The 18703-nt window shown below is 64.2% G+C and carries 23 protein-coding genes and 2 pseudogenes; 6 read left to right on the top strand and 19 right to left on the bottom strand.

Translation table 11 applies throughout. The features are described from left to right. Nucleotides 1-22: 22 nt before the first annotated feature. Nucleotides 23-835, top strand: a complete 813-nt coding sequence (locus FV226_RS08075) for a hypothetical protein (protein ID WP_147762501.1) — start codon at nt 23-25, stop codon at nt 833-835. Between the two features lie 71 nt (nt 836-906). On the opposite strand, the gene FV226_RS08080 is transcribed toward FV226_RS08075, so the two are convergent. From FV226_RS08080 to FV226_RS08120, 9 genes are all read right to left on the bottom strand, one after another. Then, nucleotides 907-1251 (bottom strand): hypothetical protein, encoded by a 345-nt coding sequence (locus FV226_RS08080; RefSeq protein WP_147762502.1) that lies wholly within the window; start codon nt 1249-1251, stop codon nt 907-909. A 195-nt stretch (nt 1252-1446) separates the two neighbouring features. After that, complete coding sequence (locus tag FV226_RS08085) at nt 1447-1797, bottom strand: hypothetical protein (RefSeq protein ID WP_147762503.1); 351 nt, start codon at nt 1795-1797, stop codon at nt 1447-1449. Between the two features lie 249 nt (nt 1798-2046). Next, complete coding sequence (locus FV226_RS08090; protein WP_147762504.1) at nt 2047-2232, bottom strand: hypothetical protein; 186 nt, start codon at nt 2230-2232, stop codon at nt 2047-2049. 225 nt (nt 2233-2457) lie between these two features. Further along, nucleotides 2458-2997: a Mov34/MPN/PAD-1 family protein gene (locus FV226_RS08095; RefSeq protein ID WP_147750316.1), complete on the bottom strand. Its 540-nt coding sequence runs from the start codon at nt 2995-2997 to the stop codon at nt 2458-2460. Next, nucleotides 2997-4685: a ThiF family adenylyltransferase gene (locus tag FV226_RS08100; RefSeq protein ID WP_147762505.1), complete on the bottom strand. Its 1689-nt coding sequence runs from the start codon at nt 4683-4685 to the stop codon at nt 2997-2999. Before FV226_RS08100 ends, FV226_RS08095 begins: the two co-directional genes overlap by 1 nt. Nucleotides 4686-4705: 20 nt before the next feature. After that, nucleotides 4706-5734 (bottom strand): cyclic GMP-AMP synthase DncV-like nucleotidyltransferase, encoded by a 1029-nt coding sequence (locus FV226_RS08105; protein WP_147762506.1) that lies wholly within the window; start codon nt 5732-5734, stop codon nt 4706-4708. Beyond that, complete coding sequence (locus tag FV226_RS08110) at nt 5731-6864, bottom strand: patatin-like phospholipase family protein (RefSeq protein ID WP_147762507.1); 1134 nt, start codon at nt 6862-6864, stop codon at nt 5731-5733. Before FV226_RS08110 ends, FV226_RS08105 begins: the two co-directional genes overlap by 4 nt. Nucleotides 6865-6942: 78 nt before the next feature. Next, nucleotides 6943-7599, bottom strand: a complete 657-nt coding sequence (locus FV226_RS08115) for an ImmA/IrrE family metallo-endopeptidase (RefSeq protein ID WP_246691529.1) — start codon at nt 7597-7599, stop codon at nt 6943-6945. 62 nt (nt 7600-7661) lie between these two features. Then, entirely contained in the window at nt 7662-7976 is a 315-nt protein-coding gene (locus FV226_RS08120) for a helix-turn-helix transcriptional regulator (RefSeq protein ID WP_147762509.1), read from the bottom strand. A gap of 214 nt (nt 7977-8190) precedes the next feature. Between FV226_RS08120 and FV226_RS08125 the strand changes: the two genes are divergently transcribed. Both FV226_RS08125 and FV226_RS08130 read left to right on the top strand, forming a co-directional pair. Further along, the gene (locus FV226_RS08125; RefSeq protein WP_147762510.1) at nt 8191-8463 is read left to right on the top strand and encodes a hypothetical protein; all 273 of its coding nucleotides are present in this window, start codon (nt 8191-8193) and stop codon (nt 8461-8463) included. Nucleotides 8464-8648: 185 nt separating this feature from the next. Continuing rightward, nucleotides 8649-9119 (top strand): regulator, encoded by a 471-nt coding sequence (locus FV226_RS08130; RefSeq protein ID WP_147762511.1) that lies wholly within the window; start codon nt 8649-8651, stop codon nt 9117-9119. Nucleotides 9120-9212: 93 nt separating this feature from the next. Here the strand turns inward: FV226_RS08130 and FV226_RS08135 are convergent, their stop codons facing one another. From FV226_RS08135 to FV226_RS08145, 3 genes are read right to left on the bottom strand one after another with little or no spacing between them, the layout of a single operon-like run. Then, on the bottom strand, nt 9213-9932 hold the full coding sequence (locus FV226_RS08135) for a cytochrome c biogenesis protein CcdA (protein ID WP_147762512.1): 720 nt from the start codon (nt 9930-9932) through the stop codon (nt 9213-9215). 9 nt (nt 9933-9941) lie between these two features. After that, nucleotides 9942-10331 (bottom strand): thioredoxin family protein, encoded by a 390-nt coding sequence (locus tag FV226_RS08140; RefSeq protein ID WP_147762513.1) that lies wholly within the window; start codon nt 10329-10331, stop codon nt 9942-9944. 41 nt (nt 10332-10372) lie between these two features. Beyond that, nucleotides 10373-11173, bottom strand: a complete 801-nt coding sequence (locus FV226_RS08145; protein WP_147762514.1) for a pentapeptide repeat-containing protein — start codon at nt 11171-11173, stop codon at nt 10373-10375. A gap of 211 nt (nt 11174-11384) precedes the next feature. Between FV226_RS08145 and FV226_RS08150 the strand changes: the two genes are divergently transcribed. Further along, nucleotides 11385-12059 carry a Crp/Fnr family transcriptional regulator gene (locus tag FV226_RS08150; RefSeq protein ID WP_147762515.1) on the top strand — a complete coding sequence of 225 codons (675 nt, stop codon included), beginning with the start codon at nt 11385-11387 and terminating at the stop codon, nt 12057-12059. Nucleotides 12060-12104: 45 nt separating this feature from the next. Here FV226_RS08150 and FV226_RS08155 read toward each other — a convergent pair whose 3' ends face one another. From FV226_RS08155 to FV226_RS08165, 3 genes are all read right to left on the bottom strand, one after another. Then, nucleotides 12105-12341 carry a hypothetical protein gene (locus tag FV226_RS08155; protein ID WP_147762516.1) on the bottom strand — a complete coding sequence of 79 codons (237 nt, stop codon included), beginning with the start codon at nt 12339-12341 and terminating at the stop codon, nt 12105-12107. Between the two features lie 84 nt (nt 12342-12425). Continuing rightward, on the bottom strand, nt 12426-12689 hold the full coding sequence (locus FV226_RS08160) for a hypothetical protein (RefSeq protein ID WP_147762517.1): 264 nt from the start codon (nt 12687-12689) through the stop codon (nt 12426-12428). Nucleotides 12690-12794: 105 nt separating this feature from the next. Next, entirely contained in the window at nt 12795-13256 is a 462-nt protein-coding gene (locus FV226_RS08165; RefSeq protein ID WP_147762518.1) for a DsrE family protein, read from the bottom strand. Between the two features lie 527 nt (nt 13257-13783). Here FV226_RS08165 and FV226_RS08170 point away from each other — a divergent pair. Both FV226_RS08170 and FV226_RS08175 read left to right on the top strand, forming a co-directional pair. Continuing rightward, the gene (locus FV226_RS08170) at nt 13784-14515 is read left to right on the top strand and encodes a Crp/Fnr family transcriptional regulator (protein WP_147762519.1); all 732 of its coding nucleotides are present in this window, start codon (nt 13784-13786) and stop codon (nt 14513-14515) included. A 161-nt stretch (nt 14516-14676) separates the two neighbouring features. Next, nucleotides 14677-14916, top strand: a complete 240-nt coding sequence (locus FV226_RS08175) for a hypothetical protein (RefSeq protein WP_147762520.1) — start codon at nt 14677-14679, stop codon at nt 14914-14916. Between the two features lie 319 nt (nt 14917-15235). On the opposite strand, the gene FV226_RS08180 is transcribed toward FV226_RS08175, so the two are convergent. The 4 genes and pseudogenes from FV226_RS08180 to FV226_RS28920 form a co-directional block, all read right to left on the bottom strand. Beyond that, a protein-coding gene (locus tag FV226_RS08180) for an IS3 family transposase (protein WP_147762521.1) occupies nt 15236-16368 on the bottom strand; the annotation gives its coding sequence in 2 pieces (ribosomal slippage) (nt 15236-16113 and nt 16113-16368; 1134 coding nt in all). A 304-nt stretch (nt 16369-16672) separates the two neighbouring features. Continuing rightward, the gene (locus FV226_RS08185; RefSeq protein ID WP_147762522.1) at nt 16673-17062 is read right to left on the bottom strand and encodes a hypothetical protein; all 390 of its coding nucleotides are present in this window, start codon (nt 17060-17062) and stop codon (nt 16673-16675) included. Nucleotides 17063-17195: 133 nt separating this feature from the next. Continuing rightward, nucleotides 17196-18479, bottom strand: a pseudogene (locus tag FV226_RS08190) (TetR/AcrR family transcriptional regulator C-terminal domain-containing protein). Nucleotides 18480-18488: 9 nt separating this feature from the next. After that, nucleotides 18489-18692 (bottom strand): annotated as a pseudogene (locus tag FV226_RS28920) (helix-turn-helix domain-containing protein); the annotation flags it as partial. Nucleotides 18693-18703: the final 11 nt, after the last annotated feature.

The following is an 18703-nucleotide window of genomic DNA, read 5'->3' on the forward strand; positions in this document are numbered from 1 at the left end:
GCCCCACCCAAGGAGAACGACCATGGACCAGCAGAACACCACCACCGCCACCGAAACCGCCGCCGAGAAGAAGGCCGGCCTCGCCCGCCTCTGGGCGTTCCTCATCGCGATGTACGAGGCGCTCCGTGCATTCGTGCGGGCGATGCTCGGCCTCGGCGCCGAGGCCGTCGGCGAGCTGAAGGGCGATGCCGTCGCCGTCGCCCGTGGCGCCCGACGCGGCGTCGAGGCGACCGGCCGCGTCGTCGGCCTCGGCCTCGGCGGCCCCGCCCGCGTGCTGGATGCCACCGCGAGCGCCGTCGGCTCCACGCTCGGTGCCTTGCTCCCCCGTGAGCCCGTGACCGCCGCCGCCGTCGCCCGCGGCGCCGTCGCCCGGGACGACCGTCGCGAGACCACCGCCGGCTACGCGCCCGTCGAGGCCGTCGAGGTCCCGTCCCCCGCTCCCCCGCTGACGACACCGCTCCTCGTCAAGGCCCACGCCGACGCGGCGCTGGATGGGACCGGCCATAGGACGCGGGGACTGCCCCCCATCGACGCGGAGCTCGCCACGTGGATCCGGACCCTGCCCAAGGGCCAGCTCCTGAAAGTCGCGGTCGCCACCCCGGAAGCCATCGCTCGGCACCTCTCCGCGCCGAACAACGATCAGCGCATCCCGGGCGTGCTGCCCGTCCCAACGCCCGCGGCCCTTCGAGCAGCCAAGACGCGTGTCGACGCGGCCATGGCCATCCTGAAATCCCTGCCCACGCGGCCGGATCTCAGCGCCGCCGACGCGTTCCGCGCCCTCGGCGTGAACGACGACCAGCCCGAGGACGAGCCGGTCGCCCGCTTCGGTCGCTGACGGGCCCAGCGCCCTCCCGACACGACAAGGCCCGCCGGATCGCTCCGGCGGGCCTTTCTTATGGGGCGCCCTCAGCGTGCGAGGTGAGCCGCGGCGGTGAGGACTGCCTGCTCCAGCCGGGCGATGCGATCCTGCGCCTCGGCGAGGGCGGCCTGGTGGACGGAGAGGGTTTCGCGGAGACGGGCGTTCTCGTTGGAGAGGGACGACGCCGCCGCCCACGCCTCGTCCTCGGAGGCGCGGGCTTCCTGCAGGCGGGCGGCGAGGTCGGTGACGGCGTCGACACCGGCGCGGCGGTGGGCCTCGATGTGACGGCGACGCTGGTGGAGGCCGTACTGAAGGGCGGTCCCGAGGAGGGCGCCGTGGCGGGCGACGTCGAGGGAGAGATCGCCGGCGATGCGGGTGGCGTGCTGGGACATCGGGGCCGTCTCCTCGGGGTCGTTCGATGACCCCAAGGTGTGCCTGGCCGGAGTCCCCCGTCAAGAATCCCGCGATCCATTTCAGACGGTATCCCTGGCCGAACGTTAAAACTCGGCCCGAGTGCTCCTCCCGTTACTCCTATGGACTGTAACGGCGTCGTCGAACATCGTAACGCGGAACCCAAAGTGACGTCGTCACGCGGGGATCTTCAGCCGGGCCTTCATCGCCTCGACGACGAGAGCCGGATCGTACGTGATGCCGGCCTTGCCGGCTTTCACGCGCCGGCGCTGCCGGGCACGCAGCTGGCGGCGGGTCTCTTCGAGCAGGGCGCGCAAGGTGATCGGTCGGGACAGGCTCTCCGAGGTTGAGTTGAGCATGACACGCAGGGCATCGCCCAGCGCCCGGTCGATCGCCCCGGCATCGGGCCGGCCGGCCTCGGCCTCGCGGGCGCGCTGGCGGGCCTTGCGAGTGCGGGCGCCCTCGCGGACGGCGGCGATCGGCTGCCTGGAACGGGTGCGGCGGGGGGTGGTGACGGCGTCGAGCATGGGGTTCCTCCTTGGACTACCCCCAGGATCACACTCCGCGACGCATAGAACCAGGACATGTCACGCCCCTGATGGGGCCCAAAAACTGGTAACGAGGAAACCAAAAATCAGGCCCTCAGGAAAACCGGTGTTTTCCTCCGCGATTATAACGACTTACGAGGAAGTGAATACAAAATACGCCGTAGCACATCTTAGCACGACGCTGTGCTCACAAGTGCCGACGTCGGGTCAGGACGTGCTGACGTACGGTCAGGCCGGCTCGAAGGAGACGATCGCCCGCATCCCGGGGGGCACGAGCGCGACGTAAACTCCCTGGTCGAGGGACGCGGCGACGGCGCAGAGACGCTCCCAACCCCACGAGGCGATATCCCCGGCGCGAAGATCGGTCCGCACGTGGGAGTCCCGCACGCCGACCGGGTAGGCCGGCTTCGCCATCCGGCTCGGCTTGGCCCAGGGACGGCCGCCTTGACCCAGCGGCAGAACGAATTGAGGTCCCCGCCGTGGGCGGAGGCGATCTCGGCGGCGAACCCATTGCGATTTTTGCTTGGGGGCCATGAATAATGACGAAGATTGCTTTTTGTGAATCCCAGATGTCGACGATGACATCCATGGGGGAGCCAGCGGAACGTCGCATGAACCTCATTCTGAATCATGCGCGCATCAAGGCTGGCGTGAATTTCCGTCCTGTCTGGCTGCGTGCATTGCGAGCACCGAACCTGATGGGACTGGCTCGGTGACAATGCCCCGGGTCGCCTCGCCCCGTCGCGAGTGTAGGGACAGCCACAGGCCATCCGGGAAGGGAAGGCGTCCTACAATACATAGCAAGAAGCCCGGCAGGTGATGAGTCGACTCACGCACGATGGATGCAATGCTCGTCAAATCCTTGCTTGAAGGGCTTGGCCGGTCCTCCGGATGGGTGTGCCAGTCGCCGAGATATTCGAGGCCACGGGCGTGAAAGGAATGGATGTCTCGTTGTTCGGAAGCCCGATCAGGCCAGAAGCCGTAGAGGCCACGTTGATCGCTCTTACGTGGCCCGGTCGCTTCGAGGATCGTCCAGTTCGACGGACGGATCGATCCGAACAGTTGGCCACCAGCTTCCCGGTGATAGCATCGCTTTTGGCGATGCCCGGCGAACGTAGCCAGGGCCTCGGCGGAAATGCGTACCCGGATGTCGCCCGCCTGCAGGGTTAGCGCGCTCATTAGGCCTGCCACCAGGGGCCCGCTGCCATTCCGCCCAGCGGGTCCGGGGTCCCGCGCGTCGCAAGCCACATCAGCGTCCACGAGCCCTCGGCGTCATCGAGGGTCGACGCATCGACGAGCCAGGATCGCCAGGCGCTCTCGGTCTGCCTGCCCCTGAGGAAATCCAGTGCGAGGCGGCTGGTGAGTGCCTCGGCTTGGGCAAGCTCGATCGCGCCGAACGGGGATGTCAGCGCGCCGCATTCGACCGGCGGAGGTTTTTTGCTTTTGGAGGCGACCATGCGGGCGTTGCCCGCAGCGTCGTATCCGGCGGCGAACGAGGTGCCGGGCATGAGCAATGCCGCATGGGACGCAAGCGCATGGGCTTCCATCCATCCGTACATCGCGGGAATACCGTTCCCCGGGGACGACAGGTGATGATCGAGGAAGGCGTTCGCCGCCCATGAACCCGTGCAGGCAATGACGAGGTCGAGGTCCGCCAAGGCCGTTGGATTGGACGCCAGAAGGGCCTGCAGGGTCGTATCGAATGCCTTGATCGAGCCGATGTCGGGATTCTCGCGAACGAGCGTCCGAGCGAGAGCTGAGGCCTTCGCGCGGTGGACGTCACCGGCCCCCAATTGATGGCGCCGGATGTTTTCCCAACCCAGCGTTTCGGGATCGACAAGGACGAGATGGCCGACGCCGGACTTGGCGATGAGCCGTGCGACACCCGACCCGAGGGCCCCGCATCCGATAATGCCGACGCGCTTACCCGTCAGGATATCGAGCTTCGCGTAGGGCAGCCGGGTATTGGCCGCATCGAGGGCTTGGCACCTAAGACGCCTCAGATCGTAGCGTGAGCAGAGAACGGAAGCCGGAACCTGACCGCGAGGGTAATCCCGTTCCATGACCTTGCGGTGCACCGTCGGTCGCTTCGGGTCGGGGGTGCGCGACAGCATGACGGCAACCGCATGACGTCTGCCGGACGGGGCCGCGCCGGTCAGCACGAGCGGAAGCGCCTTGGGCATCTGAAGGAGCAGTTCGCCCAACATCTCGCATCCCGTGTCGGAACGCTGCTCGACGAGGCTCCAGAGCTCCGCGCCGCTCGTCGGGTATCGATCGGGGCGAGGCAGGGTCGTCAGCTCTATGGTAGCCGTCCGACGGAGATGGACCGGGTCTGCGCCGTGCCGATGCCGCCACCACCTCCGCGCCTCGCCTCCCGATGCGAAGACGTAGGTCGTCACCCCGTTTCCGGTCCATGACGCGGAGGCGGTGCCATGCCCGGGCGGCAGCAGGATCGCAGCCGCGTGATCCGCGACGGCATCCTGCGCCCAGTACAGACCGAAATCTTCCTCGAAGTCGTCTCGCTCGCCACCGGCCGCGACGTCACGGAGCAGCTGCCGGGCTTCGCCCAGGGCCGAGGCCACCGCCATGACGGGATCGGATGGCACTTCCGGGTTGCGCAGGCAAAGCTTCCCGTCGCGTTCGACGTGCGGCATGCGCTCGGTCTCGCCGGCCAGGTGCACCGTCGGCTTCGAGTATGGAAAGTGGCGGTCGACCACCACAACGATTTCAAGGCCGAGGGTGCGGAGGCGCCAGCCCGCGGAGCCGGCGTCGCCGCGGAGGATCGGGTCGTCGGGCCGCACGCGACCGAGATAGTGACGCCCCAACCCCCGGAACCAGGCATCGATGGCGTCGTGGGGCTCGGTCACGACCGGGGGAACATGTACCGTCACGCGTAGCCATGCCCGCCGGATTTGATGACCGCAGGCCCGCTGGTTTTCCCGTCGAGGTCCTTCTCGTCGTCGGGATCGGGTTGAAGACCGAAGAAGTCGGAACGGAAGAACCTATCCCAGGCTCTCATCGCCTCTTGATGGGTACAATCGGAATCGTCGAGGATGCCGAGGTGGGCGAGCTTCTCGGTGATCTTCTTGCGCAGGAACTCCGTCTTGGCGTCCCCGGCCTCGACGATGCGTTCGTTCAGCGTCGGATGGTCGACCGCGCTGTTCCAGGCAAGCCGATCGCGAATGGCGACGAGAACGTCCCTGAGGGCTTCGTCGTCCCGGTTGGGACGCTCAATGAAATGATCGCTCACCAAGCGTGAGAGCGCGAAGCCGCTGGCGATCTTTCCCTTCCAATGCGGCCGGCTGCGGGCAAAGGCCTTGACCAACCGCACCACCCTGACGAACTGCCCACGATCGCCGTTCGTCGAGGAATCGCCGCACGCTTCGTTGTTGCGCCGCTTGAACCATTTTGTGACGTTGAGCGCGTCTGACGGCTTCCAGTCCGCGCCGGCAAGTTCGAAGGTTTCGGTAACGACGCCGGTCCATTGATCCTTCGTGCGGGTCCGACGGTAGACAGGGACGTCCACGTGATAGCCGCCGCTGTAGTAGACGCGGACGCAGTTCGTCCGCACCTCCGGCTTGTCGTTGAAGAAATCGTCCTGCAGGGCCGCGCAGACCATCTTGCGGACGTCCAGCGCGGATCTGTCGGCACCGCGATCGCCGACGAGCGCCGCCTTATCGAAGTAGGCTCCGTCGTCGATGTCGAAGTCCCCGTCCCCATCCTGGATCATGGTCCGCATGGCGTAGGAGCCCTGGGTTTGCGAACCGAACGGCGCCGGCTCGCCATCGCGGATCAGGCCGCGACGGAGGCGCTTACGATTGGTCTTGGCCTTGGACAGGATGTCCGAACGGCCGTCGTCGTCCATCCGCACCCGCTCCTTGTGGAAGCCGCGGACCTCTGCGTTGGCGTTCATCATCGCGTGCTCTCCCAAGTCAGGCCGTCCACCGGCATCGTCGGCAAATCCATCATGAGCGACCGGACCATCTGACCGTCGGGGTTGCGGGGATCGTCGCAGGAGCTTTTCGTGATGTCCGCATCCGAGCAGGCCTGCTGAACAAGCCGTGCGATGGCTCCCTTCCGCGTGTCGTCCAAGGCGAGGAACGGCATCATCTCGGCGGGGACGTCCTTCTTCGGGAAGCGAAGCGTGCGCACCGGCCTGCCCAGGTCTGTGAGTACGTTCGAGAGGAGCCTCGCCATATTGTCGTAGGCGAATTCCTGCGCGGAGATACTCAACGGGGCCACGTCCGCGCCAAGCTTCCATCCGAGGATGGATCGATGGGCATGCGCGCCGTCTATGTGCTCTCCCTCGGGCCTGGAGCAGGTTCCAAGGGAGAAGATCTCGATCGGCTGGTCCCGCTCGGCTACCATGAGCGCGTCGAGTAGGCCGACCAGGATCGGGTTGTTGGCCCAGAGTCCGCCGTCGGCGAAGACCTGCTTCAGTCCATGCGTCGCCATCGGATCGTCGATGCTCGCGAGGGAGCGATAGATCGGGGCGGCGCTCGAAGCGAGGCAGACGTCGGCCAGGGGGTATTTGTCGTCGCGAACGCCGCTTTTCGGCGTCTTCTTGAAGACCCAGGCGCGATGCGTCTTCATCAGCACGCTGGGGATCGAGAGCGAGATGCCGCGACGCTCGAAGACGTCGAGCATGGTGACGTCCCCCAGGACATCATGAAGGGCATTCCTGAGGGCGCGGTCCCCGGCGCGGACGAAGGTCCGTCCCCTGAGGGCCCGGTAGATCGCGCTGCCCGTTCCCTTGATCCGGTGCGGGAATATGGCCGCCCCGTGCTTCTCGTATAGGGCCATCACGTCGCTGAGCGGCTTTCCGATGGCCAGGGCGCACGCGACGATGGCGCCGGTGCTCGTTCCCGTGATGAGATCGAACCCCCCGCCGAGGTCGAGGGCATCCTTTTTTCGCGTAAGCGCGAAATGCGTGACCAGGCGATCGAGGAACGCGGCGGTATAAATGCCGCGCATGCCCCCGCCGTCGAGGCTGAGGACCCTGTACGGCCTCGGTCCATCTCCCTGCGGTTTGTCATCCTCGATCATGCCACATCCCTGCGAATCAGCTAATACGCTAATCAGCATATTTTGCTTTCGCCGAGAGTCAAGGAGACCGTGCGGGCATCAGCCGAACAGCGTCGGCTCCACGGGTCGAGCGGTCAGGTATCGTAGCTGGAGCAACCGAACGCGGGCGGCATCGCGCGAGACCTGGAAGGTCCGCATCACCACGTCCATCAGCGATGTCGCCGCCGCATCCGTGACGTGGAACGGGGGAAGCGCAGCGATCGCATCGAGACGTGGACGAAGGAGGTCCCGTAATGCGGTGCGGGGCATGAGATAGGCGCCCGAGGCATAGCCGGCCTGCCACTCCATCCAATCCGTGACGGGGGCATCGAGGATGCCGTCGCGCTTGCAGACGATCCGAAGTTCGGCCGCGGCTGGAAGGAGGTCGCCGGACGAGAAATGGGACTGAAACAGCCTATCATGCAGGCGGACGTGGCCGAGCTCGTGTGCCAAAGTCGTCCGATACCGGTTTGCGCGTCGATCCTCGGTGGACAGGCTTTCGGTGATCTCGATGATCGGGGACTTGCCGATGTGGATGCGGGTGACGCCTTCGACGTCCGTCCCATCCGCGGAGAGATCCGAATAGACGTCGAGATGCATGACATGCTGCTCGATCAGGAGGCAAAGATCCTCGGTCGCGAGCGGGTACGCGATCTTGCCGCGATGCTTGAGGAGAAAGGCCGCTGTCAGCGCCTCACTCTCGCGATCGATTTCCATGGGTTCGAAATGGGGGCGTCTAGGAAACCGTTTCGTGGCATCGGGCACCCACTGAACCATTGCTACCTCGTCGACTTACGGAAGGCGTTGAATAACTGAACGACATCGTCCTGCTTGGCACCGGCCGAGCGGATGTCTTCAGGAAATGTTCCGGCAAGATAGAAAAGATATTCGGATCTTACATTGAGCGCTTTTGCAAATTGCTCAATTATATGGTCCGAGGTCGGATTGCGACGGTTTCTCTCTATATCATTGAGATATTGAGGTGAGATTGGCTTGCCATCTTCTTCTCTCAATATCATCGCCGCCAGTTCCTTTTGACTTATTCCCTTTTCCTTTCGTGTCCCCAAAATAAAGGATCCGAACGTCTCTGGCATGCCCGTGCTCCCTTCGAGCTGATATGCTGATCAGCGTAGCACGCGGAGGATTCGGTGTCCGTTGCGAACATGTCGCGAATTGAAACTCGGTAAGTGCCCCCCGATCGGTAGCGTTGGCTGAGGACTTGCGAACAATGTCCGCTCTGAGGGCTCCGACGAAGCTCTGAACAAGCGCGCGGATCTCTCGAATTCTCTCGAACGACAGAAGGAGCACGTGCGGACGGTGAAGGCGCGGGGTTTCTGGCGACGGGTCATCCAGGACATGCGGGAGATCCTGCCAGAGCAAGAGGCGCTGCACGTGAGCGACATCACCCTGCGGATCGGCGCGGATCTTGTCCAAGAGGCCGGCGAGCACGTGCAGGTCTGGATCGTCGAGACGGTCAGGGGTGCGATCGACGAGCGGATGTACCGCAATCGCTACTTCGTGACCGAGGGCGGGGACCGCTACCGGAAGCGCAGGGCGGAGGATGGCGGGGTCGCGGGGTGACCCCGTCGCGCCCGGGTCGAGACTTTCCGGGGTCCCGGAAGGTGGGCTTCGTCACGGACGAGGTCCGCGGTGCCCCTCGCATCGTTTCATCGTGGGCGACGTTGACCTTGTCCTGAAGCATCCGATGCGGCGGAAAGCCTTGCGTCGCCCAAGAGCGGCCGGATGCGGGAACGGAAGGAAACGGTATGCCGACGCCCATGTTCGACGAGAGCAACATCACCTGGCGGACGCTCGATTGGCTGCCGCACATCGCGTTCTTCGTCTACAAGGTCGACGAGGAGAACCGCATCGTCGACGTGGTGTTCAAGTTCGCGGCGAACCAGAAGGTGATGCTGCACCGGCATAAGAGCCCGTACGTGACGCTCGTGATGCAGGGCGAGCTCCGGTTCTATCGCCCGGACGGGACGCACAAGGAGACCCGCCCGACAGGCAGCTATGTCTCGGGCGTCGCGAACGGCGAACCGCACCTGGAGGGCGGCGGCGACGAGGATGCCATCGTGTTCTTCAGCAACCGCAACATCGAGGACGCGCTCTACGAGTTCCTCGACCACGCGGGCAATCCGGTGCAGGTCCTCGGCATCGCGGACTTCAAGGCGCAGCTCGAAGAGCAGGTCGCGACGGGGACATACGAGAAGGTCACCGCCAGGGCCGCATGAAGGCGCGGCAACGCCAGGGATGTGGCAATCATCCCCGGCGTTCGTAGGCGACCGATCTAATTAGCTCGTACGGACCCGGACCGGTCCCCGGCCTCAGAGGCGTGTGGTGAGGTTGGTGAGCCAAGCCGGTGAGGCGTTGACCAAGGCGGTCTCGGCGGCCTTGTCGTAGCCCGAGGCGATCATCAGGCCGGTGGCGACGAGGATCAGGCCCAACGCCGCCTTCAGCCCCTTGCCCAGCCCCATCATGCGGTCGCGCCATCGCATCAGCACCTCGCGCGACAGGGTGCCGAGCAGGAGGAGCGGCAGGGCCGCACCGAGGCCGAACAGGAGCATGGTCAGGGCGACGATGCCGAGATCCCGGCCCTGCGAGGCGAGCAACGAGGCCGCCCCGAGGGTCGGTCCGACACAGGGGCTCCACACCGCACCGAGCAGCATCCCCACGCCGAACTGGCCGAGAAGGCCGGCGGTCGAGAAGCCGCCGAACCGGCTCTCGGTCCAGTTGTTCACCGGACCGGCGGCCACGGCCAGCCGCGTCTGGGCCGCCGGGACCATCAGAACCAACCCGATCAGGATCAGCATGATGGCCGCGCCGGTCCGGAAGATGCCGGCGTCGAGGCCGATAGCGAAGCCGAGCGTCGCCACGAACAGGCCGATGATCACGAACGACAGGGCCAGGCCGGCGGCGAGGGCCGCCGGTCCGAGCCTGTGCTCCGACGCCGCCGCGCCGAGCACCAGCGGCAGCAACGGCAGCACGCAGGGGGACAGCACCGAGAGGATGCCGGCGAGGAAGGCGAGGCCCAGGCTCGTGACCATGGCGTGGCCTCAGATCGCTTTGTCGAGGAGCGAGGATATCGCCTCGGGCTTGGTCTCGCCGGCCGAGCGCCCGGTCTCCTTCTCACCCTTGTAGGTGATGAGCGTGCTCTGCATCGTCGCGCCGAACTTCTTGACCACGTCCTTGCGGCTGTCGAAGTCGACGTCGAACACCTGCAGGTCCTTGAACTTCGGGTCGGCCTCCAGCTTCGACAGGATCGGCTTCTGGGCGGCGCAGGTGGTGCACCACGGGGCGGTGATGTGCACCAGGATCGGCTTGCCGGCCTTCTGGGCCGCCTCGAACGCGCCGGGGGTGTAGGCGCTCTCGGCGGCGCCGGCGGCGGTGCCGAACAGCATGGGGGCGACGGCGAAGGCGGCGAGCAGGATGCGGCGGGTGGTCATGGATGTCTTTCCTTCGTGGATCGGTCGAGGTGAAAGAGGGCTCAGTTCGAAACCTCGGTGATGGCGCGGTCGACGTTCACGCGGGCCGACCAGTCCTTGGCGCTGTCCTGGCCCTTGAGATCGATGAGACGGGCGGCGGTGACGTCGACGTTCTTAAAGTCGGCCCCGGCGACGGTCGCGCCGGTGAGGTTGGCCCCCGACAGGTCGGAACCCATCAGGATCACGTCGGTCAGGTCGGCGTCGGTCAGGTCGGCGTATTCGAGGCGCGAGCGCCCGAGGTTCGCCCCCTTCAGGTTGGCGCCCTTGAGGTTCACCGAGACGAACACGGCCCGCATCAGGCCCATGGACTGGTTCTTGATGTCAGCGCCGCCCTTGAGGTCGACCAGCGTCGCCCCGGCCATTTTCGCGCCCTTGAAGTCGCCGATGGGCATCGACCGGCTGAGGTCGGCCCCGCTGAGGTTCGCATCCCGAGCGGTGATGCCGAACATCTTGGCGCCGACGAGCTTGGCGCCCGAGAGGTCGGCCTTGATGAACCAGGCTTGCTCCAGGTTCGCGCCGGATAGGTCGGCGCCTCGCAGGTTGGCCTTGTTCAGCCGGGCGGTGCGCAGGTTCGCGCCCTTCAGGTTCAGGCCCGACAGGTCGAGGCCAGCGAGCGCCTTGTCTGAAAGGTCAATGGGCTTGCCGTCGGCCTTGGCGATCAGCGCCTCGACGTCGGCCCGGGTCATCTCGGCCTTGGTCATCGCCGCCGAGCCCATGTCGGCGCCCAGGAGCAGGTCCTGCTCGGCATGGGCGGGGGCGGCCAGGAGCACGGAGGCGAGCAGAAGGGGGACGAGGCGTCGCATGGTTTCTCCCGATTTTCCGCCTTGGCCCATCGAAAGCCTGCGCTTCCTTACGGACTTGCCGGACGGTTTTTTGTTCAGTGACCACAGTGGTATGGAGCGCCGACGCAAACGTCTGTGACCCAGGTCACCGAAACCTGCAGATTCCGGATCTATAACGCTTGGGTCATGGGCATGGCGGCATCCAACGACCGCCGGCCTCGGGAGGACGACCATGCAGACCGCCCATCAGATCGAACGCTGGATCGAGCGCTTTCCACTGGTCCGGAACTTCAGTGCGAGCCATCTCCAGATCGCGCGCGGCAACGTGCATTTCCCCGTGCTTGAGTCCGGTGCGATTGCCTACGAACTCCAGGGTGCGTGTGCGAATTACCTCATGTGCATCGATGGGAGGACCCGGGTGTTCCGGATGTCCGAGACCGGCCGGGAGATGCTCATTTACAAGGTCGGCGCAGGCGGGACCTGCGTCCTCACCACCCAGTGCCTCCTGTCGGGCGGCGGCTTCCCGGCGCAGAGCGTCGCCGAGGCCCGGACGGAGCTTGCCGCATTGCCGGCCGACACCTTCCGGCAGCTGATGCGGGAGAGCGACGAGTTTCGGGACTTCGTCCTCGACGACTACACCAAGCTCCTGACCGCCGTGTTCGACCTCGTCGAGGAGGTGGCCTTCGCACCGCTGGAACAGAGGCTTGCGCGACGCCTGCTGGTCGAGGCCGATGCGGACGGCATCGTCTGGAAGACGCACCAGCAACTCGCGTCCGACGTCGGCAGCGTCCGCGAGGTCGTCAGCCGCCTGCTCGGTGAATGGGCCGATACCGGTCTGGTCGAGATCCGCCGCGGGCAGGTCCAGGTCATGGACCGGGCCGGCATAGCCGCCGGAAGATTGAACTGACGGTTCTCCGAGCGCAGGCATCGACGGCACTACGGAGGTCGACGTTCACCCAGTGAATAGGACTTGGTCGTCGCTGCAGACGGCCAGGAGCGTCGTGACGACATCGTTGGCGGACCGGCACCACCAGTATCCCTCCTCGGCGTTGAAGCCGTGGATCGGGAACGTCGCGACGAACTCCTCGACGTGACCGGCGGCCTCCTCGCGGCTCGCGAAGCCACCCTTGTGGACGCCCGCCCAAGAGACGGGCTGTCCGGGTCCCAGCGGTCGCTCAAAACGATGCACGCACGCCATCGGTCATCTCCGCGTTCCGGGCGAGCCCGACCGTAGCCGATCCCCGTATCGTCGCCAGGGACCGAGCGAGGCATCTCAAGTGCCATCCACCGAGACAATGCCCCGCGCCGCGCACCGCCCCTGCCGCTTCCTGATGCCGGCCACGAGCGCATCGTGGCCGGGCCGGCCCCGCCGTTGCAGGCGACCCGCGATGTGGTCGAGGATCAGGATGAGGTCTCCCCTCCGGACGACGGCGGCCTCCAACCGATCCAGGACGAGGTCGAACCTGTCCGCATGGCCGGGCGTGTTCGGCGTGAGGCGTTCGAGCGCGTCCGCCCAGACTTCAACCGTCGTATCCATCGAGGCTCCCTGGATGACGGGCCCGGCCGGCTTCTCACGACCTGGACCTCGTGGCGCCTCGATTGTGGTGCCGAGGCACTACGGGCAACGGGTGAGCACGCGGTCCTACGGATGGACGTAGGTGAAGCCCATTCCCTGGAGCCGGACCAACTCGGCGACCCCGCTCGGGACGATGTCCTCCTCCGTCACGCCGTGCAGATCGTGCCAGTCGATCTTCCTCTGGATCAGGGTGTTCTTGCAAATCAGGAACTTGACGCCATCGGCTTTCAGGGCGTCGATTTGGCCTGCGAGCTTGGGGTCGTTCGAGGCCGTCTTGAACAAGTCGACGCCATCGCCGAAGTCGACCACCTGAACCTGGATGTGGTCCTTGCCCACGGCCTCGATATGGTTCTTCATGTTGCCGAGAATGTGCTTGAAGTAGGTGGCGTTGTCCGGCGCGCCGCCGTCGTTCTGGTAGACGACCTTCTGGTCGGAATAGTACCCCGCGGGTACCTCGCTTGCCGCCATGGCCGGGACCACCATCAAGGCGAGAAGGGACAGGGCCGCGGTGAACGTCCGGCGTCTCATGGGCATCTTCCTTCCGATGGTCGTGGTGTGGTGGGGGATCAGGCGGCGGCCTTCGGCTTGGCCATCCACTCCCGGCCCTTGAGTATCCGGTTCCCAGAAGCGGACGGGCAGAAACCACCCAACTTTGTCACTCACGGGTGTCCGGAAGACGATGGGCAAACGGACGTTTCCGTTCACGATCCAACCCATCCGCAAGAAGCGCTGTCGTCGTTCCCCCGAAGCAGACGTTCGTCGGCCGTCCGGCAACTTCAGCTTGGGGTGGGAAGCGGAAGTTGGCTCAATGCCCGGGAGCGGACCTTTGGCTTCGCGCGCTTTCCAGCCGCACGCCTCGGGCCAGGGAAAGGGTGTGAAGGTCGATGCAGCGGGGAATAGGAACCGCAGGCATCGGCTTATGGACTGCTCATAACCCCCCGTAGGCGATTGGTAATTTTAACATATGTCGGTAGGCTGATCGCGTCATCAGCATGCTCGTTCCAGTGCTAACGCTCCGGAAGCGCCTGCTTACGCGCTCAGGAGGGCGCAGCCTTATGGCCTCGGTAGAAAGCAAAACTGCACCTGGGCTGCTCGTGCGTCGCCTGGAACGTATCGGCCACCTCTCGGATGAGGAAAGAAGGGCTGTCGAAAATCTACCAATGAAAATTCAGCCGCTTCGAGCTCGGCAGGATATCGTCCTCGACAAAGAGAAGCCCGAGCACAGTTGCCTGATCGTGGAAGGCTGGGCGTACCGCTACAAGCTTCTCGGTGAGGGCCGCCGCCAGATCCTGTCGTTCCACGTGCCCGGCGACGTGCCGGATCTGCATAGCCTGCACATCGAAACGATGGATCACAGCCTCGGGGCTTTGACAGCGGCCACGATCGCCTTCATCTCGCACGAGGTCCTGCTAGACGTTACCCGGCGCTTTCCCGGTCTCGCGGGCATCATGTGGCGTGAGACCCTGATCGATGCAGCGATCTTCCGTCAGTGGATCGCCGGCATGGGGCAGCGCGACGGGTTCGGGCGCTTGGCGCATCTGATCTGCGAACTCTACTGCAAGCTGGAAGCCATCGGCCTTGCGGCCGAGCACCGTTGCACGCTGCCGATCACACAAAGTGAACTTGGCGATGCGCTTGGCCTTTCCAGCGTCCACACCAACCGCGTCTTACAGGAGATGCGGGCTCAGGGTCTTATCGAGCACCGCACGCGGGCGCTCAATATCATAAATTGGAACGGGCTCGTGCAGGTCGCGGAATTTGACCCTTCCTACCTGCAACTCGGCTAATAGGCTGGAGACGAACCGCTCCAGCATTTGGCGGCCTCACAAACACACGTTGTTGCCAGCATCGGTCGAGCTACCTACCGTTGATGCATCGTGGGTCTCGACACCGGCCGCCCGCGCTTGTGAGACACTTGTGCTCCCGGCCATGCAGCGTCGAGAGCTTTATGCCCCGCTACTTCTTCGACATCCATGATGGCATCAACAAGCGCGATGAGGTGGGCACCGTCTGTGACGACATCCAGGCGGCTGCGCTCGAAGCCAAGCGCCTGCTACCATCAATCGCCAGTGACGAGATCCCGAAGGACGGTGAGCGCCAGACCATCACCGTCGTGGTGACGGATGAGAACGGACACGCCGTCTACTCAGCGGCTTTGACCTACGTCGGCACGTGGCTGCTTCGGTAGCGACAAGTCGACGTTCGAGCCGCCTTCGACTTTTCAACTTCGAAAACGGAAGTGGCGGTCCTGCTTGTGGGGACAAAGGCAGGACCGCCGCAGCGGTTCGGGGGGAACAGCCGGCTGCTTAGGCAGCATCGATGAGAATGTACCAGACAGGTTGCTGAAGAATGAGCAACGGCCAGCATTTCGTAGCAGTCTCATCAGACTGGATCAGTCTCAGCCACGGTTCCGCGTGCAGCCTCCGACTCTACAAATGCGATGCAGAGAGGTGGTTCGGTTTGTCTGAACAGCGACCTGGACTTGGATAAGTGGAGTCCTGCCAGTTTCAGGCGGCCGCGGGATGCGGCAGCCTGTCGAAGTAGGCCTGGTCGGGTGTCTGCCGGCCGAGGCTCGAATGAGGCCTGCGCCCATTGTAGAAGGCGAGATATCGGCCGATCGAGGCACGGGCCGTGCTGACGGTATCGTAGGCGTGCAGATAGATCTCCTCGTATTTGACCGACCGCCATAGCCGCTCGATGAAGACGTTGTCGCGCCACGCGCCCCTGCCGTCCATGCTGACGGCGATATCGGCCTCCAGCAGTACGCTGGTGAAGGCGTGGCTCGTGAACTGCGAGCCCTGATCGCTATTGAAGATTTCCGGCTTGCCGTGCCGGGTCATCGCTTCCTCTAGAGCCTCGACGCAGAACTCAGCCTCCATCGTGATCGAGAGGCGCCAGGACAGCACTCGGCGGCTGAACCAATCAATCACGGCAGCAAGGTAGACGAAGCCGCGGGCCATCGGCACGTAGGTGATGTCCATGGCCCAAACCTGATTGGGTCGATCGATCGTCAGCCCGCGTAAGAGATACGGGTAGATCTTGTGCCCCGGCGCAGGCTTCGAGGTGTTCGGTTTGCGGTAGAGCGCTTCAATCCGCAGGCGCTTCATCAGCGTCACGACATGGCAGCGTCCGATCGCGATACCCTCCTTGTTCAGGAGATCCCGCAGCATCCGGCTTCCCGCGAAGGGAAGCTCAAGATGCAGCTCGTCCATCCGCCGCATCACGGCGAGATCGGCTACCGGGATCGGACGTGGCAGATAATAGACGCTGCCCCGGCTGATCCCGAGCGCCTTGACCTGACCGGCGATGGGGAGATCGTGACCGCGATCGATCATCGCTTTGCGCTCAGCAGACCGGCCTTTCCGAGCGCACCGGACAAAAAATCGTTGGTCAGCGTCAACTCGCCGATCTTGGCATGCAGCGTCTTCACGTCGATGGCCGGGGCCGCCTCCGGCCGGGCCTCTGATCCGAACACCCCGGCAGCCCCATCGAGCAGCTGGGCTTTCCAGGCCGTGATCTGGTTGGGATGGACATCGAACTGCTGGGCCAACTCGGCCAGGGTCTTCTCACCCTTCAGAGCGGCCAGAGCCACCTTCGCCTTGAAAGCCGGAAGGTGATTCCGGCGCTGTCGCTTGCTCATCGTCGCTCCTGATCCGCGGCCATCCTGGCCGCCGTCAGGCAGAAATTCCACTCAGCCCCCTGTGCAGATTCCCCGAGCCACCTCTGCAGTGAGCGCGAGACTGAGGGTTCGCAATGGTGTCAAAGGCTTGCACAAGCGCGAGCGTCTCGGCTTCCCGGAGAGCCGAACCACCCTCGCCAAAGAGAGCGGTCACAGGTTGGTTCAGAGCGCGAGCGATGCGCTCCAAATTATCGCGCACTATGGCCGGGTCGCGCGGTGTTTTTGACATGGATCATATATAGGGTTTGGCATACCAAAGTCCCGCTTAACTTAACGGCATGCCGGCCGCCTTCGGCCCGATCTCGCTAGCTAGGTGTGTCCCTATGATTTTGAGCGCCTTACCAATCGTCTCGATGTCAGTATCATCACCCGTTGCACAAGCTTCTAAGTAAGCAGCAATCAAATTATCAACGAGGTGGCTGATTGCCTCGTCATCCATTGCGAGTAGAGGGTTTTGGACAATTTCCTGTTCTGCGCCGTCTATTGAACGCTCGGGAAGTGATCTTAGTAACGTACGAGATTTGCGGATCGCCTCCCGGGATGCATCGATGATCGAGCGAGACGATTGCAGAACGCCCCAAGAGTGGTTCAGTCGCTTGCGCGAATGTTTAAGTTCGCTCTGAACAACTTGATCAATGAATACATGCTTAGGCATAAGCGATTTGTCCGCTGCTAGACTAGCAACATTCTAAGGCGCGTTGCTCTAGAGAGCCGCACCACAGTCAACATTATGGTTTTTGCCTTGTTCCCTCGCCTTTTGGATAAAGATCGGCAATGGGACCGGTAACTTAGTACAAGCGGTTATCCGGATCAGGCGAGGTCATGTTCCGCGCCAGCAGCCTCCCTGCCGTCATCAGCGGGATTACGAGCGACGAGCCTGCTCCTTTGCCGCCCTCGATCATGGAGCGGATGCGCGCGGCCATGTTGTCCATCGCGAACGGCTTCGTCAGCACCGCCATGCCCGGCGGAAGCGTCCCATTCCCGAGGATCGCGTTCTCCGCATAGCCGGTGATGAACAGCACCTTAAGGTCAGGGCGATGGTTCCGCGCCGCGTCCGCCATCTGCCGCCCGTTCATGCCGCCAGGTAGGCCCACGTCCGTCACCAGCAGGTCGATGCGCACATCCGATTGCAGAACCTTGAGACCCGTCGCGCTGTCACCCGCCTCGATGGCCACGTAGCCGAGATCTTCGAGGATGTCGGTGACGAACATGCGCACGGTGGGCTCGTCGTCCACGATCAGCACGGTCTCGCCGGCCTGCGAGCGCGGGAATTCCACCATCCGCTCGCCCACCGTCTCGTCCTCGACCGCTCCGTAGTGCCGGGGCAGGTAGATGCAGACGGTCGTGCCCTGGCCGACCTCGGAGTAGATGCGGAACTGCCCGCCCGACTGCTGGGCGAAGCCGTAGATCATCGACAGCCCTAGCCCCGTGCCCTCGCCGATGGGCTTGGTTGTGAAGAACGGCTCGAACACCCGTGCGACCACCTCCGGCGGCATGCCGGTGCCGGTGTCGGTCAAACTGAGGGCGAGATACTGCCCTTCCGGCATGCCGTGCTGGCTCGCCGCCCGCTCGTCCATCCACTTGTTGGCCGTCTCGACCGTGATGCGGCCGCCTTCCGGCATCGCATCCGGTCAAGCCTTCGCATGGTAGACCGCGAGAAAGATCCGGACCGCCTCGTCGACATGGCCTTGCATGCGCTCGGTGCCGACATCGTCCCTATGGGGAATGAACAGGCGCACCGGGACGATATTTCCGATGATCAGTCCGATGAACATATTCGCTGCGAGTTCTGGGTCGTCCCCGATGAACGTGCTGCGGGCCTGGGCGTCCTTCAGGTATTCTGTCAGCTTGTGCAGCGTACGACCGGGGCACATGGCGTAGAAGGCTTCACCCAGGGCGGGATTACGCGAGACCTCGGCGACGATGATGCGTGCAAGCGCCGACATTTCCGGCATGACCATCGATTCGTAGAGGTTCGTCCCGACAGCCTTGAGGACGGTTGGCAGCGGCCCGGTACTTTCGAGGTCGGTATCGATCCGCTGTCGGAGTTCGAGCGTACGATTGCCCACCACCTCGATGAACAGGTCATCCTTCGAACCGAAGTGGCGGTAAACCGTCTCGGTCGAAGCGCCGGCTTCGACCGCCACCAGCCGCATCGTGGTTTCGGTAAAACCGTGCTTGAGGAACACCTGTTCCGCGACCGCCGCGATCTCCGCACGACGCCGATCGCCGCGTGGAACACGAACTCGCGAGCGCTTTTCCGAACCGACCGTTTCGCTTGACATAACCACCTGTT

It is taken from the genome of Methylobacterium sp. WL12 (assembly GCF_008039475.1).
GTDB classification, from domain to species: Bacteria; Pseudomonadota; Alphaproteobacteria; order Rhizobiales; family Beijerinckiaceae; genus Methylobacterium; species Methylobacterium cerastii.

Bases quoted from the DNA above. Each gene is read 5' to 3' on its own strand.
- FV226_RS08075 (WP_147762501.1), top strand. From the start codon at position 23: ATGGACCAGCAGAACACCACCACCGCCACCGAAACCGCCGCCGAGAAG.
- FV226_RS08080 (WP_147762502.1), bottom strand. From the start codon at position 1,251: ATGTCCCAGCACGCCACCCGCATCGCCGGCGATCTCTCCCTCGACGTC.
- FV226_RS08085 (WP_147762503.1), bottom strand. From the start codon at position 1,797: ATGCTCGACGCCGTCACCACCCCCCGCCGCACCCGTTCCAGGCAGCCG.
- FV226_RS08090 (WP_147762504.1), bottom strand. From the start codon at position 2,232: ATGGCGAAGCCGGCCTACCCGGTCGGCGTGCGGGACTCCCACGTGCGG.
- FV226_RS08095 (WP_147750316.1), bottom strand. From the start codon at position 2,997: ATGAGCGCGCTAACCCTGCAGGCGGGCGACATCCGGGTACGCATTTCC.
- FV226_RS08105 (WP_147762506.1), bottom strand. From the start codon at position 5,734: ATGATGAACGCCAACGCAGAGGTCCGCGGCTTCCACAAGGAGCGGGTG.
- FV226_RS08110 (WP_147762507.1), bottom strand. From the start codon at position 6,864: ATGATCGAGGATGACAAACCGCAGGGAGATGGACCGAGGCCGTACAGG.
- FV226_RS08115 (WP_246691529.1), bottom strand. From the start codon at position 7,599: ATGGAAATCGATCGCGAGAGTGAGGCGCTGACAGCGGCCTTTCTCCTC.
- FV226_RS08120 (WP_147762509.1), bottom strand. From the start codon at position 7,976: ATGCCAGAGACGTTCGGATCCTTTATTTTGGGGACACGAAAGGAAAAG.
- FV226_RS08130 (WP_147762511.1), top strand. From the start codon at position 8,649: ATGCCGACGCCCATGTTCGACGAGAGCAACATCACCTGGCGGACGCTC.
- FV226_RS08135 (WP_147762512.1), bottom strand. From the start codon at position 9,932: ATGGTCACGAGCCTGGGCCTCGCCTTCCTCGCCGGCATCCTCTCGGTG.
- FV226_RS08140 (WP_147762513.1), bottom strand. From the start codon at position 10,331: ATGACCACCCGCCGCATCCTGCTCGCCGCCTTCGCCGTCGCCCCCATG.
- FV226_RS08145 (WP_147762514.1), bottom strand. From the start codon at position 11,173: ATGCGACGCCTCGTCCCCCTTCTGCTCGCCTCCGTGCTCCTGGCCGCC.
- FV226_RS08150 (WP_147762515.1), top strand. From the start codon at position 11,385: ATGCAGACCGCCCATCAGATCGAACGCTGGATCGAGCGCTTTCCACTG.
- FV226_RS08160 (WP_147762517.1), bottom strand. From the start codon at position 12,689: ATGGATACGACGGTTGAAGTCTGGGCGGACGCGCTCGAACGCCTCACG.
- FV226_RS08165 (WP_147762518.1), bottom strand. From the start codon at position 13,256: ATGAGACGCCGGACGTTCACCGCGGCCCTGTCCCTTCTCGCCTTGATG.
- FV226_RS08170 (WP_147762519.1), top strand. From the start codon at position 13,784: ATGGCCTCGGTAGAAAGCAAAACTGCACCTGGGCTGCTCGTGCGTCGC.
- FV226_RS08175 (WP_147762520.1), top strand. From the start codon at position 14,677: ATGCCCCGCTACTTCTTCGACATCCATGATGGCATCAACAAGCGCGAT.
- FV226_RS08185 (WP_147762522.1), bottom strand. From the start codon at position 17,062: ATGCCTAAGCATGTATTCATTGATCAAGTTGTTCAGAGCGAACTTAAA.